This is a genomic window from Mycobacterium sp. NGS24 (genome assembly GCF_059813065.1).
Window position 1 is genome coordinate 355,215 of the sequence record NZ_JCALDW010000003.1, and the last position, 13,761, is coordinate 368,975.

10 protein-coding genes are annotated in these 13,761 nt (G+C 69.0%); 6 read left to right on the forward strand and 4 right to left on the reverse strand.

Going from position 1 to position 13,761, the window contains the following annotated elements; translation table 11 throughout:
* Positions 1 to 181 precede the first annotated feature (181 nt).
* The 3 genes from pstS to AC5Y6Y_RS07205 all read left to right on the forward strand — a co-directional run bounded on the left by pstS (position 182) and on the right by AC5Y6Y_RS07205 (position 3,559).
* Entirely contained in the window at positions 182 to 1,291 is a 1,110-nt protein-coding gene (gene pstS / locus AC5Y6Y_RS07195; protein ID WP_463828316.1) for a phosphate ABC transporter substrate-binding protein PstS, read from the forward strand.
* Between the two features lie 96 nt (positions 1,292 to 1,387).
* Positions 1,388 to 2,584, forward strand: a complete 1,197-nt coding sequence (locus tag AC5Y6Y_RS07200) for a PPE family protein (RefSeq protein ID WP_463828315.1) — start codon at positions 1,388 to 1,390, stop codon at positions 2,582 to 2,584.
* A 54-nt stretch (positions 2,585 to 2,638) separates the two neighbouring features.
* Entirely contained in the window at positions 2,639 to 3,559 is a 921-nt protein-coding gene (locus tag AC5Y6Y_RS07205) for an extracellular catalytic domain type 1 short-chain-length polyhydroxyalkanoate depolymerase (RefSeq protein WP_463828314.1), read from the forward strand.
* Positions 3,560 to 3,561: 2 nt separating this feature from the next.
* Here the strand turns inward: AC5Y6Y_RS07205 and nei2 are convergent, their stop codons facing one another.
* The 3 genes from nei2 to AC5Y6Y_RS07220 are packed head-to-tail and all read right to left on the reverse strand — an operon-like array spanning position 3,562 to position 9,612.
* On the reverse strand, positions 3,562 to 4,332 hold the full coding sequence (nei2, locus tag AC5Y6Y_RS07210; RefSeq protein WP_473139725.1) for an endonuclease VIII Nei2: 771 nt from the start codon (positions 4,330 to 4,332) through the stop codon (positions 3,562 to 3,564).
* A gap of 3 nt (positions 4,333 to 4,335) precedes the next feature.
* The gene (locus tag AC5Y6Y_RS07215) at positions 4,336 to 8,889 is read right to left on the reverse strand and encodes an ATP-dependent helicase (protein ID WP_473139724.1); all 4,554 of its coding nucleotides are present in this window, start codon (positions 8,887 to 8,889) and stop codon (positions 4,336 to 4,338) included.
* Between the two features lie 45 nt (positions 8,890 to 8,934).
* Positions 8,935 to 9,612 carry a TetR/AcrR family transcriptional regulator gene (locus AC5Y6Y_RS07220; protein WP_463828311.1) on the reverse strand — a complete coding sequence of 226 codons (678 nt, stop codon included), beginning with the start codon at positions 9,610 to 9,612 and terminating at the stop codon, positions 8,935 to 8,937.
* Positions 9,613 to 9,846: 234 nt separating this feature from the next.
* Here AC5Y6Y_RS07220 and AC5Y6Y_RS07225 point away from each other — a divergent pair, with 234 nt between their 5' ends.
* The 3 genes from AC5Y6Y_RS07225 to AC5Y6Y_RS07235 all read left to right on the forward strand — a co-directional run bounded on the left by AC5Y6Y_RS07225 (position 9,847) and on the right by AC5Y6Y_RS07235 (position 11,879).
* Entirely contained in the window at positions 9,847 to 10,230 is a 384-nt protein-coding gene (locus tag AC5Y6Y_RS07225; RefSeq protein WP_473139723.1) for a hypothetical protein, read from the forward strand.
* Between the two features lie 415 nt (positions 10,231 to 10,645).
* Positions 10,646 to 11,083 carry an anti-sigma factor gene (locus tag AC5Y6Y_RS07230; protein ID WP_463828309.1) on the forward strand — a complete coding sequence of 146 codons (438 nt, stop codon included), beginning with the start codon at positions 10,646 to 10,648 and terminating at the stop codon, positions 11,081 to 11,083.
* A gap of 7 nt (positions 11,084 to 11,090) precedes the next feature.
* Positions 11,091 to 11,879, forward strand: coding sequence for an RNA polymerase sigma factor SigF (locus AC5Y6Y_RS07235; RefSeq protein ID WP_463828308.1), 789 nt, complete (start codon positions 11,091 to 11,093; stop codon positions 11,877 to 11,879).
* A gap of 6 nt (positions 11,880 to 11,885) precedes the next feature.
* Here the strand turns inward: AC5Y6Y_RS07235 and AC5Y6Y_RS07240 are convergent, their stop codons facing one another.
* Positions 11,886 to 13,679 (reverse strand): acetyl/propionyl/methylcrotonyl-CoA carboxylase subunit alpha, encoded by a 1,794-nt coding sequence (locus tag AC5Y6Y_RS07240; protein ID WP_463828307.1) that lies wholly within the window; start codon positions 13,677 to 13,679, stop codon positions 11,886 to 11,888.
* Positions 13,680 to 13,761: the final 82 nt, after the last annotated feature.

Consider the following 13,761-nt stretch of genomic DNA (forward strand, 5'->3'; position numbering starts at 1 on the left):
CATGTGAAGTTGGTATGAGCTAACAGCTTAGGTGTCCGGACCGTGTACCCAAACGGAACTGTGGCTGAATTGGCGACCCCGGACCGCCGCAACGATGGCCGATCACATTTCCCTGCTGGATGATCTGTACCGGACCCGATGATCGTTGGGACGCCCACCACCTGCCGTCCGAGGAATCACCGTGAAAATTAGTCGGTTCGGTGCCCTCCTGAGCGCGCCCGCCCTCGCCGCCGCGGCGGTTTCGGCCTGCGGGACGCAGCAGCACCCGAGCCCGGCGTCGAGTGCGACCACGCGGTCGGCGAACGTCGCCTGCGGCGGCGAGCCGACCGTGCGCGCCAGCGGGTCCACCGCGCAGGAAAATGCCATGACCCTGTTCGTCAAGGCGTTCGAACAGGCATGTCCGGGCCAGACGCTGAAGTACACGACCAACGGATCCGGCGGCGGGATCAGCGATTTCCTGGACAACCGGACCGAGTTCGCCGGCTCCGACTCACCGCTGAGCAGGAGCGAGTACGACCGGGCCACGCAGCGCTGCGGGTCACCGGCGTGGAACCTGCCGGTGGTGTTCGGTCCGATCGCGATCGCGTTCAACATCAAGGGCCTGTCGTCGTTGAGTCTCGACGGCCCAACCGCGGCCAGAATCTTCAACGGCGCCATCACCACCTGGAACGATCCGGCGATCGCCGCGCTCAACGCCGGCGTCGCGCTGCCGGCGGCGCCCATCCGGGTGGTGTTCCGCAAGGACGAGTCCGGGACTTCGGACAACTTCCAGCGATACCTCGACACCGCCGCCAACGGCGCCTGGGGCAGGGGCGCCGGAAAACAGTTCAAGGGCGGTGTGGGCGACGGATTCGCCGGAAGCGACGGCGTTGCCGCCGCCGTCGGTGCCACCGAGGGGTCGATCACCTACCTGGAGTGGTCCTTCGCGCAGCGGCAACGGCTCAACACCGCCGGGATCATCACGTCGGCCGGTCCTGAACCGGTATCGATCAGCGGTGACTCGGTAGGCAAGACCATCGCCGGTGCCTGGTTCACCAGGGAGGGCAACGATCTGGCGCTGGACACGATTTCGTTCTACCGGCCGAACCAACCGGGCTCCTACCCGATCGTGCTGGCGACGTACGAGATCGTGTGCTCGAAGTACCCGGATGCCCAAGCGGGCCGCGCGGTCAAGGCATTTCTGCAAGCCACGATCGGTCCTGGTCAGGCCGGGCTGTCGGACAACGGCTACGTTCCCGTGCCGGCCGATTTCGGTTCTCGGTTGGCCGCCGCGGTGAGCGCCATCGCGTGATCGGGGCTTGGCCGACGCGCAATGTTTCGGGGTTCTTCCCGCTGCGGTCGACATAAAGTTTCCAAAAATTCCTTCACTACGTCATATAAAGGTGCTATGGAATACATAGGTCTGCCTCCCGAGGTCATCTCGGCGCTGATCCACGCCGGTCCCGGCGCCGGATCGCTGCTCGAGGCTTCCAGCGCGTGGCAGGCGCTCAGCACCGACCTGGATGAGACGGCCGGCAATTACTCCGCCGTGCTGTCGATGCTGGCCGCGGAATGGCGCGGCACCTCCACCCTGGCGATGATCCAGTCCGTCGCGCCTTATCTCACCTGGCTGCGCACCACTGCAGCGCAGTGTCACCAGCTGGCCGCCTCGGCGCAGGTCGCTGCCGCCGCGTTCGGATCCACTCTCGCCTCGGTGGTCCCTCCCGCAACGGTGGCGGCCAACCGCGCCCAACTCGCGCAACTGCTGGCCACCAACACCTTCGGCCACAATCTCGCGGCCATCGCCGCCACCGAGACCCAGTACGAGCGCATGTGGGTCAACAACGCGACAGCGATGTACAGCTACGAGTCGACCACCGCACAGGCCGCCGTGCGGCAGCTGTTCTCGACGCCGCCGTCCATCGCAGACCCGGGCAGCTCAGCGGCGCAGGCGCAGGCCGTATCGGTGGCGCAGGCGGAGGCCGTACCCGCCGCGGCGGCCGCCGCGACGCTGGTCCTGCCCGCCGATGCGGTCGCGCCGCCGGTGTCTCCGCTGGATGCGCTGCTGCAGGCGGTGGGCGTCACGTTCGACCCCAATCAGGGCTGGTTCGGCCTGACCAACACCTATCTGAACCAGTTCGTCTCGTCCGGGTTCCCGATCAACCTGCTCAGCTACTTTGCGCAGACCACCTCGGCCCAGGCGCTGCAGGGAATCGCTCCGGATGTTTTCTCCGGCCTGTCGGAAGGGGAGACGGCGCTGGGCGGTGCGGAGGCCAGTCTGGCCGAGGCAGTCGGAGCCTTCAGCGCGGCGGGGACCCCGACGGGAGCGATGGGCGTCGCAGTGTCGATGGGCAACCTGTCCGCGCCGCCCGCCGCGACGGGCGTGCTGACCGCCGCCCACCTGCCGGTGCAGCTCGCTTCGGCGGCATCGCCGCTGCCCGCAGGCGACGTCGACGCCGGATTCCCGATGCTGCCGCCGCTGATGGCGCCACCGATTGCCGCGGGCAGCGGCTGGCGTAAACGCAAGGACCAGAAGTACGAAGACCTGGCCATGGGTCTGGAGGTCGAGGGGAAGTTCATTCCACGCTCGCCGTCGGCGGGATGAGTGTTCACCCCGCCGCCGTACCGCTCCACTCGCTGCGATCGGTACTTTTGACTGATGCCTTGGGCGCGATTGCTCTCCCTGGCCGTTCTGCTGGTCTGTCTGGCCGGGTGCAGCGAACGGCAGGTGCAGGCCGCCGGTGCCCGGAATCAGGCCGGGATGCTCCAGTACGGCGGCCTGAACCGGACCTATGTGGTGCATGTGCCGCCCGGGCCGACCGTGGGCCTGGTGCTGAACCTGCACGGTGGCGGCGGCACGGGTGCCGGCCAGCGCGGGCTTACCGACTTCGACTCCGTCGCCGACGCCAACGGCCTGCTGGTCGTCTATCCCGACGGCTACGACAAGAGCTGGGCCGACGGCCGGGGGGCGGCTCCGGCGGACCGCCGCCGGCTCGACGACGTCGGTTTTCTGGTGACGCTGGTGACTAAATTGCGCGATGAATTCAATGTGCCCCCCGGGCACGTCTTCGCGACCGGCATGTCCAACGGCGGGTTCATGTCCAACCGGTTGGCCTGCGACCGCGCCGATGTGTTCGCCGCGATCGCGCCGATTTCGGGCACGTTGGGGGTAGGTGTGGCGTGCAATCCGTCGCGGCCGGTGTCGGTGCTGGAGGCGCACGGCACCAGCGATGCGGTGGTGCCGTACAACGGCGGCGATGTCCGTGGTCGCGGCGGACTGAGCCACGCGATCTCGGCCAACAGCATCGTCGACCGGTGGCGGGTCGTCGACCGCTGCCCGGGCAACCCCACCGTCGAGCAACTGCCCGACGTGGGCGACGGAACTGCCGTGCGCCGGTTCGATTCCCGCAACTGCGCCGACAACACCGAAGTGATCCACTACCAGATCGAGAAGGGTGGCCACACCTGGCCGGGCAGCAAGCAGTACCTGCCCAAGACGGTCATCGGGTCCACCACGCGGGCGTTCGACGGCTCGCAGGTGATCGCCCAGTTCTTCCTGTCCCACGGCCGGGACGGCTAGCGCTAGCGCTGGCAGGACGGGCACCAGTACTGCACCCGATCGGCGCTGCCCGGCGCCGGGTCCTGGGATGCGATGGGCGTGCCGCAGCGCCGGCAACCCTGCCCGGCGCGCCCGTAGACCCACATCAACCGGCCACCCCGGGTGTCGCCGGTGGTGCAGCGGTTCCAGCGAAACCTGTTGGCCCACAACATGTCCCGGGCCCGGGAGACGAGCCGCAGCGGGTCGGCGACAGCGCTGACCGGCGCGGTCGGCAGGTGTCCGCTGACGAAACACAGTTCGTTGGCGAAGACGTTTCCGACCCCGGCCATGACTCGCTGGTCCAGCAGCGCCTCGGCGACGGGACGGTCCGGGTCGGCGGTCAGGTTGGCGGCGGCGCGGTGCGGGTCCCAGTCGTCGCCCAGCAGGTCGGGTCCCAGATGCTCGACGGCAGCCGCATCGGTGGCTCGGTCGAGGATTTCCAGCACCCCCAGGTCGACTCCGACGGCGCGAGTGTCACCGGCTTCCAGGACGATCCGTGCCCGGTAGTCAATGCGCGGCTTCGGCCGGCTGCCGACTCGCCAGCTGCCGTCCATCTTCATGTGTGAGTGGATGCTGGCCCAGCCGACCCGGATGAACAGGTGCTTGCCGCGGCTGAGCACTTCATCCACCACCTGCCCGGTCAGGTCGATGGTGGCGTACCGCGGCACCCGGATATCGCAGCGCGTCAGCGTCTGCCCGGCCAACTGGCGGCGCAGCGCGTCCGCGGTGTGAAAGACCGTGTCCCCTTCAGGCATGGCTCAACGCAGTCGCAGTCCGCGTGGGGTCCGGGCGAATCCGGCTTCCACCAGCGCTGCCAGCACGTCCTGGGGTCCGTCGGGCTGCAGCACCGAGACGCCGTCGACCCGCTCGACCAGGATCGACGACACCCGCCGGCCGGCCACCAGATCGGCGAGCGCGGCGGCCGCCGCGCGCGCGGCCCCGGGGTCCTCGGTGAAGGTCAGCAGGGACCGGCCGCCCCGCTCGAGGAACCAGGCCAGCGCGCCGTCCACCAACACCACCAGTGCGCCGGCCTTGCGGCCGGGCCGTGCCCCGTCAGTACGCGCGGCGGGCCACGGCAGCGCCGCACCGTAGGGGTTGGCCGGGTCGGCGGCGGCCAGCACGACCGCGTGGTATTCGGGCCGTTGCGGATCGACACCGTCGAGGTAACTGCGCAGCCGGTCGACGGTTGAGGCGACCGCGAACTGGGCGCCACCCAGCGATTCGACGAAGTAACCGCGCTGGCAGCGACCGGCATCCTCGAACGCGCGCAACACTTTGTAGAGGGTGGCGAAACCGCCGGGCACGCTTTCGGCGGCCACCCCGCCTTTGGTCAGCACGCCGTGTCGATTCAACAGCAGCTCGGCCTGGAAGTGCGCCCGCAGGGTGGAGTCCGGCTCGGCCACCGGCAGCGCCGACCACCGTCCGGCCACGGAGGGGTCGTTGGGCCGGGTTTGCGCGTGCGCGACGCTGTAGCGGCTCAGCCGCGGCGCGCGTGGGGTGCGGTGCGCCGGAGCCGAGCGTTTGCGGGCACCCGCGCCGCCGCCCAGCAATGCCCGCACCGGCGCGAACGTGTCGCCGGTGACGCGGCCGGCCCAGATCAGTTCCCACAGCGCCGCTTTGAGCGCTGCCTCGGCGTGGCCACCCTGGGCGAGCTGGCGGAAGAAGTACGCGCCGCCACCGGCCAGAGTGTCCAGAATCGCCTGGTGGACGTCGGTGACTTCGATGGCGACCGGGGTGGCCAGCGTCAGGGCCGCGGAGTCCGCGACATGCAGTGCGATCCAGCCGTCGCTGCCCGAGATCGACCCCGCACCCGACCAGGTGACTTCGCCGGTGGCGAGCAGCTCGTCGAGCAGGGCGGGGGAGTAGTCGCGCACCCGGGGCGCCAGGACCAGCGGTTCCAGTGCGGAAGCGGGGATCCGCACCCCGGCGAGCTGATCGACGACGGACGCCAGGCCGTCCAGGCCGGCATGCCCCGACGACCTGTCCCCGACGTGGTGCCAGGCCGGCAGGAATCGACCGTAGGCGGCGGTGCTGACCGGTTCCACCTGCGCGCGCAGCGCTGCCAGCGACCGTCGCCGCAGGATGCGCAGCACGTCGGCATCGCACCACTGTTCGGCGCCGGCGCCCCCGGCGCTCTCGACGAACTCCCCGCGCACCAGCCGGCCGTCACCGGCCAACCGTCCGAGCACGTCGGCGCTGACCCGCAGGCCCAGACCGAACCGGGCGGCGGCCTCGGCGGTGGTGAACGGCGTGCGGGTGCGTGCGTAGCGGCCCAGCAGTTCGCCCAGCGGGTCGGCCACCTCCTCGGTGAAGCTCGCGGGCAGGCCCACCGGAACCGCCGCGCCGACACCGTCGCGCAACCGGCCGATGTCCTCCACGGCCACCCACCAGCTGCGTCCGGCGAACGACACGGTCAACGCGCGCCGGGCGGCGTGCAACCCCTCCAGCCAACCATTGAGGGCGGGGCCGTCGGGGGCCGTCGAGCGGGCGGCGATTTCCGCCGCGGTCAGCGGCCCCAGCAGTCGCAGCAAGTCGGCGACACCTTCGGCGTCGCGGGCGGCCCGGTCTTCCGACAGGTGCTGCAACTGGCGCCCGGTACCGGCGATCACTTCGGGGTCCAGCAGCTCGCGCAGCTCCACCCGGCCGAGCAGCTCAGCCAGCAGCGTGCTGTCCAGCGACAGTGCCGCGGCGCGGCGCTCGGCCAGCGGGACATCGCCCTCGTACATGAACGCGCCGACGTAACCGAACAACAGCGACGCCGCGAACGGCGAGGGTTTGGCGGTCTCCACCTCGATCACCCGCACCCGGCGCTGCGCGATCTGCGCCATCAGCCCGGTGAGGGTGGGGACGTCGTACACGTCCTGCAGGCATTCGCGGATCGTTTCCAACACGATGGGGAAGTCCGGGTATTTGCGTGCTACCTGCAGCAACTGCGCGGCGCGCTGGCGCTGCTGCCACAACGGCGAGCGACGTCCGGGATTGCGGCGGGGCAGCAGCAGGGCGCGGGCCGCCGACTCCCGGAACCGCGAAGCGAACAGGGCGGACTCGCCGACTTCAGCGGTGACGATCGGGTCGATCTCGTCGGGGTCGAACACGAACAGCTCGGCGCCCGGCGGGGCGTCGTCACCGGAGAAACCGGTGTCGGGCAACCGCACCACGATGCCGTCGTCGGAGGCGGTCGGTTTTTCGTCGAGGCCGTAGCGCTCGCGCAGCCGACGCCCCACGGCCAGCGCGAGCGGGCCGTGCACCTGCAACCCGTAGGGCGAATGCAGGATGATCCGCCAGTCGCCCAACTCGTCGCGAAAGCGCTCGATCAGCAGCGTGGTGTCGGTGGGCACCACCCGGGTTGCGGTGCGCTGTTCGTCGAGCAGCCGCCACAGGTTCTCGGCGGCGTAGTCGTCGAAACCCCAGTTCGCGCAACGGTTGCCGAACGCGTCGCGGTCCAGGCTGGCCAACTCGCCGGTCAGCGCGCCCAGCGCGGCCCCGAGTTCGGCGGGCCGGCCCACGTCGTCGCCACGCCAGAACGGCAACCGGGCGGGCTGGCCCGGAGCGGGAACCACCAGCACCCGGTCATGGGTGATCTCGACGATGCGCCAGCTGGTGGCGCCCAGCGAGATGACGTCGCCGGGCCGGGATTCGTAGACCATTTCCTCGTCCAGCTCGCCCACCCGCGACGGTTTCTCGGAATCGGTGGCCAGGTAGACGGTGAACAATCCGCGGTCGGGGATGGCCCCACCGGAGGTGACGGCCAGCCGTTGCGCGCCCGGCCGCCCGGTCAGGGTGCCGCGATCGCGGTCGTAGACCAGCCGCGGTCGCAGCTCGGCGAATTCGGTGGACGGATACTTGCCGGACAGCAGGTCCAGGGTTGCTTCGAACACGCTGCGCGGCAGGGTGGCGAATGGCGCGCTGCGGCGTACGGTGTCGAACCAGCGGTCGGCGTCGATCGGCTCGAGGGCCGCGGCCGCCACCGTGTGCTGGGCCAGGATGTCCAGCGGGTTGGCGGGCACCCGCATGGTCTCGATCTGGCCGGTGAGCATGCGCTGCACGCTGACCGCGCAGCCCAGCAGGTCGGTGCGGTGTTTGGGGAACAACACCCCGCGCGACACCTCGCCCACCTGGTGGCCCGCCCGCCCGATCCGCTGCAGGCCGCTGGCCACCGACGGGGGCGCCTCGACCTGGATCACCAGATCGACTGCGCCCATGTCGATGCCCAGTTCCAGGCTGGAGGTGGCGACCACGGCTTTGAGCCGCCCGCCTTTGAGATCCTCTTCGACCAGGGCGCGCTGCTCCTTGCTGACCGAGCCGTGGTGGGCCCGCGCCAGCAGCGTGGGCGCCCCGAAGGTCTGCCCGCTGGCCATCACGTAGGCCGGTGCGCCGCCGGGCACCGTCGGGTTGCCGTCCGGTGCCACCGCGACACCGGAGCGTTCGGCGTGGATCTCGTTGAGCCGTGCGGTCAAACGCTCGGCCAACCGCCGCGAATTGGCGAACACGATGGTGGAGTTGTGCGACTCGATCAAATCCACCAGCCGCGCCTCGACATCGGGCCAGATGGAGTTGTCGGCCAGATTGGTCATGTCCGGCACCGGCACCTGAACGGAGAGCTCGACGGTCTTGGTCGACGCCGGCGCCACGATGGTGGTCGGGGACCCGCCGGAAAGGAAGCGCGCCACCTCCTCGGGCGGACGCACGGTGGCCGACAACCCGATGCGCTGGGCCGGGCCCCGCTCGGACAGATCGCGCAGCCGTTCCAGCGACAGCGCCAGGTGTGCGCCGCGCTTGGTGGCCGCAATGGCGTGGATTTCGTCGACGATGACCGTCTGCACCCCGGCCAGTGTCTCCCGGGCTGCTGAGGTCAGCATCAGAAACAGTGACTCGGGAGTGGTGATCAGCACATCGGGCGGGTGGGTGATGAGTTGGCGGCGCAGTGCCGGCGGGGTGTCACCGGACCGGACGCCCACGCTGATCTGCGGTGCGGGCAGGCCGCGGACGTGCGCGAGGCGGGTCAGTCCGGCCAGCGGGGTGCGCAGGTTGCGTTCGACGTCGACGGCCAGCGCTTTGAGCGGCGAGACGTACAGCACCCGGGTGCCTGCCGGCCGGTCCGACGAGGCCAGTCTGGCCAGGTTGTCTAACGCCCACAGGAAGGCCGCCAGTGTCTTGCCGGACCCGGTGGGCGCCACCACGAGCGTGTGGTCACCGTCGGCGATGGCATTCCAGGCGGCGTCCTGCGCGTCGGTGGGCGCGGCGAAGGTGCTGGTGAACCAGTCACGCGTGACCGCACTGAACCGGGCCAGCGCCCCAGGTGGATTACTCACCACACCATCGTGCCAACAGGCACCGACAACACCGGTGGAGCCGTGTCAGGCCTGCGGCTTGAAGCGCGCGGTCGACATCGCCTCGGCCAACTCACCCGGGATGTCCGGGACCCGCGCGATCGCCTCGAGCAGCGTATGCGCGCAGGCGTCGGCCAGCCGGTCGGCCTCCAGGGTCATATCCATGATGCGCTGCCGGCAGATCTCGAAGGTGAACGCGAGCCAGCCGTGGATGATCACCCGCAGGTCGCGCTCGACGTCGGGTTCCAGCACCTGTGTGCCCGGCATGCCGCTGACGACCTCGCCGATCCGGGTCATGATGTGTTCCATCTGCCGGTTCTTGGCTTCGTCGTCGATACCCAGCAGAACCGGGTCGGACCGGCCCAGACCGACGTATGCCGCCCAGGCCGCCTCCGGGTTCTGCTCGTGGTAGGCCATGTAGGCCAGCACGCCGGTGCGGATCTCCTCGAACATCGTCATACCGGACGTCGGCTGGATGTTGGTTGCCGAGTAGAGCCGGTCCGCCTCGTCCTTGACGACCGCGGCGAAGAACGCCCGCTTGTCCGGGAAATAGTGGTACATCAGCGCGCGCGAGACACCGGCACGCTCGGCGATCTCGTCGATCCGCACCTCGTCATAGGGCCGCTTACCGAAGACTTCCGCCCCCAGGGCAAGCAGTTCCGCACGTCGATCCTCAGGCGATAACCGCCTCCTGGCTGTCGCCATAAGCAGTGATACTACTCACGGTCGGGGTGGGCTCCGCCATACCGGCGGGATAGCGGACTTGCCCGGGCCCGGTGGTCGGCCGGCGCGGGCGGGCGTTCTAGGTGCTCCAACCGGCCCCGCGACGGGTGTGAGCTGCGCTTCGAACCGGGCGCAGCGGTTTGCTGAGTGGTACCGCGGGGTACTGAACGACAACGGGTTCCAAGTTGGTTCAGCCAGCAGATACGAGGTGCTCCGATGCATACGGCAGACGAGAGGGTGCGTGGTGACCGCATAGGTCACGACGACAGGGAAGTCCACGTTGCCATCAAATTCGCCGTCCTGGCGACGCTGGCCGGCATCGGATTCGTGGTGATGGCCGCGATGTGGGTCAGCACATGCGGCGGGGGCAGCATCGACACGGTGGCGTGTGGTCCACCCGAACGCACCATGCTCGCGCTCGGCGGCCCCCTGATTCTGCTGCTGGCCGGCCTCTGGGCGTTCTTCCGCACCTACCGGGTCTGGCACGAGCAAGGGATCTGGTGGGGCTGGCACGGCGCTGGCTGGTTCCTGCTCACGTTGATGGTGATCACGGTGTCGATGGGAGTTCCGCCGATCGCCGGCCCGGTGCTGGGCCTGTAACGGCAACGCTTTTCCGCGGCGGTAAAGTTCGAGGCCGACGCGGGGGGTGCTGGCCATTGGTAACTCCGGATGTCGTAGTTTTACCCGCGCTGACGACTGGGTATCAGGAGTAGACCATGATGAGCACCGGCACGAGTCCAATAGCGTGTGCGCCGCATCATGCGGGACAGAATCACCAGCGCTACCACCCCCACTCCAACTGGAACCACGATCACCCCGACCTACCCCCCGGCAATCACCGCGATGCTCTGTTGTCAGCGCGCGCAAGTCGTGTCGGAACGGTCTGTCTCGCCGGCAACTGGCGGCGACCATGACCAACCGTCTCGATCCATTGGTCCACGGCGGGTCTCAACCCGGCGCCACAGGCCGTGACCATGCCAGGAGTAGTGTCGGTCGAATATTGCCGGGAGGCCACATGACCGATGCGGATCTACGCGCTGACGGGCGTCAACGCGGTTATCGCGCCGTCGAACTCAAGGTAGCTGCACGGCTGGAAAACTTGGCCATGCTACGCACCCTGGTCGGCACCATCGGCACCTTCGAAGACCTGGATTTCGACGCCGTGGCGGACCTGCGGCTGGCCGTCGACGAGGTGTGCACCCGACTGATCCGTTCGGCAACCCCCGGCGCCTCGCTCACCCTGGTGGTGGATCCGCGAGACGACGAGCTAGTGGTCGAGGCTTCCACGGCCTGCGACACCCACGACGTCGTGTCTCCTGGAAGCTTCAGTTGGCACGTGCTCACCTCGCTGGCCGATGACGTCCAGACGTTCCATGACGGTCGCGAGCCCGATGCCACGGGCAGTGTCTTCGGCATATCGTTGACCGCACGACGGGCGGCCCCCGGTAAGTGACGGCCAGTTGACACAGCAAACTGCCGGCGGTTCAAATTCTCGACCGAATGAATACGCCGATGTCCCGGACATGTTCCGCGAGCTGCGGGTCTTTGCTGCCGGCTCAGCGGAGTTCCAGCGTCACCAGGACAAGATCGTGGAACGCTGCCTGCCGTTGGCGGATCACATCGCGCGGCGCTTCGAGGGTCGCGGCGAACCACGCGACGACCTGATCCAGGTGGCGCGGGTCGGGCTGGTCAACGCGGTCGTCCGGTTCGACGTGGAAACCGGTTCGGACTTCGTCTCCTTCGCGGTGCCGACCATCATGGGTGAGGTCCGGCGGCACTTCCGCGACAACAGTTGGTCGGTCAAAGTGCCGCGCCGGCTCAAGGAACTGCACCTGCGGCTGGGTACCGCCACCGCCGAGTTGTCCCAGCGACTCGGCCGCGCTCCCACCGCCACCGAGCTGGCCGTCGAACTCGGCATGGACCGCGCCGAGGTGGTCGAGGGGCTGGTCGCCGGCAGCTCCTACAACACGTTGTCCATCGACAGCGGTGGCGGCAACGAGGACGACGACGCCCGCGCAATCGCCGACACCCTGGGCGACGTCGACTCCGGTCTGGACCGGATCGAAAATCGCGAGGCGCTGCGCCCGCTGCTGGAGGCGCTGCCGGAACGCGAACGCATGGTGCTCGTGCTGCGGTTCTTCGAGTCGATGACGCAGACCCAGATCGCCGAACGAGTCGGCATCTCGCAGATGCACGTGTCGCGCCTGCTGGCCAAATCGCTGGCCAGGCTGCGCGATCAGCTGGAGTGAACCCGCCTACTTGATTTCGGCGAGCACCGTGCCCTGAGTGATGGCGGCGCCCTGCTCGACCGCCAGGCCGGTGATCACACCGTCCTTGTGCGCGGTGACCGGGTTCTCCATCTTCATCGCCTCCAGGACCACCACGAGATCGCCGGCGGAAACCTCCTGGCCTTCTTCGACGGCGACCTTCACCACGGTCCCCTGCATGGGGGCGGTCACCGCGTCACCGGAGGCCGCAGCGCCGCCGTGGCCGCCGCGCTTGCGTGGCTTGGGCTTGCGGCGCACCACCCCGACCGCGTCGGGAGCGCCGCTGGCCAGCGCCAGATCGCCGGGCAGGGAGACCTCGACGCGACGGCCGTCCACCTCGACGACCACCTTCTGCCGGGGCCGGGTCTCCTCCTCGTCGATGGGCTCACCGCCGGTGAACGGCTCGACGGTGTTCTCCCACTCGGTCTCGATCCAGCGGGTGTGCACCGTAAAGCCGTTCTCGTCGCCGATGAAGGCCGGATCGGACACCACGGCGCGGTGGAACGGGATCACGGTGGCCAGACCTTCGACGTGGAACTCGTCCAACGCGCGCCGCGAGCGGGCCAGCGCCTCGTTGCGGTCGGCGCCGTAGACGATCAGCTTGGCCAGCATCGAGTCGAACTGGCCGCCGATCACCGAACCGGCGTGCACCCCGGAGTCCAGCCGCACCCCGGGCCCGCTGGGGGTGTCATACCGGGTGACCGGGCCCGGCGCGGGCAGGAAGCCGCGCCCGGCATCCTCGCCGTTGATCCGGAATTCGATGGCGTGTCCGCGCGGCGTGGGGTCTTCGGTGATGTCCAGTTTCTCGCCGTTGGCGATCTTGAACTGCTGCAGCACCAGGTCCAGGCCAGCGGTCTCCTCGGTGACCGGATGCTCGACCTGCAGGCGGGTGTTCACCTCCAGGAACGAGATCAGCCCATCCTGGCCGACCAGGTATTCGACGGTTCCGGCGCCGTAGTACTGGGCCTCTTTGCAGATCCGCTTGGCCGACTCGTGGATTTCCTTGCGCTGGGCGTCGGTGAGGAACGGCGCCGGGGCTTCTTCGACCAGTTTCTGGAACCGGCGCTGCAGCGAGCAGTCCCGGGTACCGGCCACGACGACGTTGCCGTGCTGGTCGGCGATCACCTGGGCCTCGACGTGGCGGGGCTTGTCCAGGTAACGCTCCACGAAGCACTCGCCGCGACCGAACGCGGCGACGGCCTCACGGGTAGCGGACTCGAACAACTCGGGTATCTCTTCGAGCGTGCGGGCCACCTTCATGCCGCGGCCGCCGCCGCCGAAAGCGGCCTTGATCGCGATCGGTACGCCGTGCTCCTTGGCGAAGGCCACCACCTCGTCGGCGTCCTTGACCGGGTCGGGGGTGCCGGGCACCAGCGGCGCCTGCGCGCGGGCCGCGATGTGGCGCGCAGTGACCTTGTCGCCGAGGTCGCGGATCGACTGCGGGCTGGGCCCGATCCAGATCAGCCCGGCGTCGATCACCGCTTGGGCGAAGTCGGCATTCTCCGACAGGAAGCCGTAGCCGGGGTGAATGGCGTTGGCGCCGGACTTGGCGGCCGCGTCGAGCAGCTTGCCGAAATCCAGGTACGACTCGGCCGAAGTCTGACCGCCCAGCGCGAACGCCTCGTCGGCCAGAGCGACGTGCGGAGCGTCGGCGTCAGGCTCGGCGTAGACGGCCACGCTGGCCAGGCCGGCGTCCTTGGCCGCCCGGATCACCCGGACTGCGATCTCGCCGCGGTTTGCGACCAGAACCTTGGCGATTCGCGAGCTGGCGTGACTGGGCACTGCGCCTCCTGTTTTAGGCTTGGTCGTCTCTAAGAGAATTTCTTACAAGTCTTGTGCGGGAAGTTTATGCGGCGCGCCGAAG

Coding starts and splice junctions, on each gene's coding strand:
- AC5Y6Y_RS07225 (WP_473139723.1), top strand. CDS start 9,847: ATGCATACGGCAGACGAGAGGGTGCGTGGTGACCGCATAGGTCACGAC.
- AC5Y6Y_RS07205 (WP_463828314.1), top strand. CDS start 2,639: ATGCCTTGGGCGCGATTGCTCTCCCTGGCCGTTCTGCTGGTCTGTCTG.
- AC5Y6Y_RS07220 (WP_463828311.1), bottom strand. CDS start 9,612: ATGGCGACAGCCAGGAGGCGGTTATCGCCTGAGGATCGACGTGCGGAA.
- nei2 (WP_473139725.1), bottom strand. CDS start 4,332: ATGCCTGAAGGGGACACGGTCTTTCACACCGCGGACGCGCTGCGCCGC.
- AC5Y6Y_RS07230 (WP_463828309.1), top strand. CDS start 10,646: ATGACCGATGCGGATCTACGCGCTGACGGGCGTCAACGCGGTTATCGC.
- AC5Y6Y_RS07200 (WP_463828315.1), top strand. CDS start 1,388: ATGGAATACATAGGTCTGCCTCCCGAGGTCATCTCGGCGCTGATCCAC.